Raw genomic sequence first — 2545 nt, forward strand, 5'->3', positions numbered from 1 at the left:
ATATATTACTATTTAATTGAAAATCGAGAAAAAATGGATTTACAACTTTTTATAGAAGAATGCAGAAGGGCGGGTATAAAGGTAACACCTCAAAGAATTGGCATTTTCAAAATTCTTTCAGATAAATCGTTTCATCCCACTATAAATGAAATTTACGAAAGGGCTATTGCTGATTATCCTTCCCTTTCATTGAACACTGTCTACAAAACAGTCCAGCTTTTTTGCGAATTAGGATTTCTATCACAATTTAAATCAGGAGAGGGAATTGTAAGATATGAAGCAAAGGTACAACCACATCACCATATCTTATGTCTAAAATGCAATAAAATTGAAGATGTTTTCGATGAATCTCTTGATACGATTCACCTGTCAAAGGAGAAAGCAGGCAATTTCAATATTCTGAAACATGATGTAATTTTTTATGGATATTGTGAAAATTGTAATAAAGAAAGGAGGATTTCAAAATGAGTAAAACTGATGAAAATTTGGAAAAAAATTTTAAAGGTGAAACAAGTGAAGTTGGCTTATATCTTGCAATGTCGAAACAGGCAGAAATCGAAGGATATCCCGATATAGCTATGTATTTGAGACAGGTTGCTATGGATGAAGCATGGCATGCCGCATGGGTAGCTAAAATCCAAGGGAAAATTGGAACAACCAAAGAAAACCTCGAAAAGATGTTAAGCGGTGAATCAGGAGCAACAGTAGGTAAAGCAGAAGCCGCAAAGATAGCAAGAGAAGAAGGTAATGAAGAAGCGGCAAGATTCTTTGAAATTGCATCAAGAGATGAAGATAGGCATCGTGCAGGACTTGAAGGTTTTTTGAAAAAACTATAACTCAAATATAAGATAGAAAAAAAATTGAAGAGGCATAGTCTTTTCTATGCCTCTTTTTTTGTGATTACATCAACAAATAGATTATCCCGCCTTCAAAATGATATCTTTTTATATTCTGTTTGAAAATTTCATTTATTCTGATAAAGTAGGTATTACTTTCTATTGGTAAGGATATGGAAGTAATAAAAACAATCAAGAAGAAAGAAATCGTAGACGGAATAGCTGTTGAATACTGCATTCCTGAAAAAGAACAATTCTCAACTCCCGTACTTTTTGTCCATGGCTCACGTGGAGGCAGTTGGATATGGAAAAATTTTATGGATTACCTCTCATCACGGGGGTGGAAATGCTATGCTCTAAATCTAAGAGGCCATTATCTGAGCAAGCCTGTCGATGATTGGAGTAGTGTTGGAGCAAATGAATATCTCGAAGATGTAGAAAAAGTCGTAAATTGGTTGACTGAAGATTTAGTTTTAATTGGCCATAGTATGGGAGGACTTCTATCACAAAAACAGGCAGAAAAAAAGAACCCCCTAAAACTTATTCTTCTTCATACAGGCCCCCCTAAAAGAAGAGAAGAAAGAGATGATTTCAATACCTTTGTCAAACAAGTCAAGGAAAAAGGGAAACTCTCTGGAGAGACCGTAATTAAAATTCCTGAAAGTCCTGAAACACTTCTTGACTACATGTTTGAGAGAGGAAACATAGATTATGAAACACTAAAATATGCTCATAGTATGCTCAGTCTTGAATCAGGGCGAGCGTTAGGAGAGATGAAAGACATAGAAGTAAATCCTGAAAAAATAAAATGTCCTGTCTACATTCTTGGCTATAATCTTGAAAAGATAGGTGTGAAATCACCAATTGATGTCAATAACGAATTAGTAAAATTTTACAATCCGCGGGATTACAAGGTCATTGAACCCGGCGGACATATGTTTATGCTTGAAAAAAATTGGCAGACCTATGCTCAGCTGATTGAAAAATGGCTTCTCGATTAACTTTTCTCAAAGATTTAGTATCTCCTTTGCATTCTCTCCGAGAATTTTCTTCTTAGCTCTGTCATCTAAAAAATCTGCATTCTTTACTGCTGAAATCAAAGCCTCAATATTGAATATGCCATCAGAGCCAAAAAGCACTCTGTGTGCTCCAAGTCCTGCTGTTAATTTTTTTAAGGTAGGAAGGACTACTTCGCCCCCCATTGCCTCTTCAAGTTGGTTCAAAGTTGAAATATCAACAAATGCATTTCCCGCATAAAGACAAGAAGCTATCGTCTCCTCCACCCAAGGATAACCGGCATGAGAGATTATTATAATAAGATTTGGGAAATCCACTAAGACATCATCAATAAAAATAGGTTTGCAGTATTTAAGTCTTGTCCCTTCCTGAGGTGCTTTTACACCTGAATGAATCATTACAGGAATGCCAATATCTTGTGCAAACTCATAAACAGGATAAAGCCTTTCATCATTTGGATAAAAACCTGAATGAGGATTCAATTTTATACCTCTCAATCCCAAATCATTTACAGCTCTATCAACTCTCTCCAAATTTCTTTTTTTCTCTCTATCCGGATGTATTCCGCAAAAACCTATAAAACGGTCAGGATGGGCTTTAACAAATTCAGAAACCTCTTCATCAGATAAATTAGTCCCCGCATCATCTCCTATTTTTCCATAGTCCTTTCCCAGTATGACCATCTTATCGAC

4 protein-coding genes are annotated in these 2545 nt (G+C 35.8%); 3 read left to right on the top strand and 1 reads right to left on the bottom strand.

From position 1 onward, the window contains the following. The 3 genes from D6734_10045 to D6734_10055 form a co-directional block, all read left to right on the top strand. Positions 1–468 (top strand): transcriptional repressor (locus D6734_10045; protein RMF93453.1); only part of this gene is annotated, 468 nt, incomplete at its 5' end. Beyond that, positions 465–836 carry a rubrerythrin family protein gene (locus D6734_10050; GenBank protein RMF93454.1) on the top strand — a complete coding sequence of 124 codons (372 nt, stop codon included), beginning with the start codon at positions 465–467 and terminating at the stop codon, positions 834–836. The genes D6734_10045 and D6734_10050, both read left to right, overlap by 4 nt. A gap of 173 nt (positions 837–1009) precedes the next feature. Further along, on the top strand, positions 1010–1837 hold the full coding sequence (locus D6734_10055; GenBank protein ID RMF93455.1) for an alpha/beta fold hydrolase: 828 nt from the start codon (positions 1010–1012) through the stop codon (positions 1835–1837). Between the two features lie 6 nt (positions 1838–1843). On the opposite strand, the gene D6734_10060 is transcribed toward D6734_10055, so the two are convergent. Beyond that, complete coding sequence (locus D6734_10060; GenBank protein RMF93456.1) at positions 1844–2536, bottom strand: amidohydrolase; 693 nt, start codon at positions 2534–2536, stop codon at positions 1844–1846. Positions 2537–2545 lie beyond the last annotated feature (9 nt).

Source organism: Candidatus Schekmanbacteria bacterium, assembly GCA_003695725.1.
GTDB lineage: Bacteria > Schekmanbacteria > GWA2-38-11 > GWA2-38-11 > J061 > J061.

Excerpts from the sequence above, each read along its gene's own strand:
- D6734_10050 (RMF93454.1), top strand. The coding sequence starts at position 465 with ATGAGTAAAACTGATGAAAATTTGGAAAAAAATTTTAAAGGTGAAACA.
- D6734_10055 (RMF93455.1), top strand. The coding sequence starts at position 1,010 with ATGGAAGTAATAAAAACAATCAAGAAGAAAGAAATCGTAGACGGAATA.
- D6734_10060 (RMF93456.1), bottom strand. The coding sequence starts at position 2,536 with ATGGTCATACTGGGAAAGGACTATGGAAAAATAGGAGATGATGCGGGG.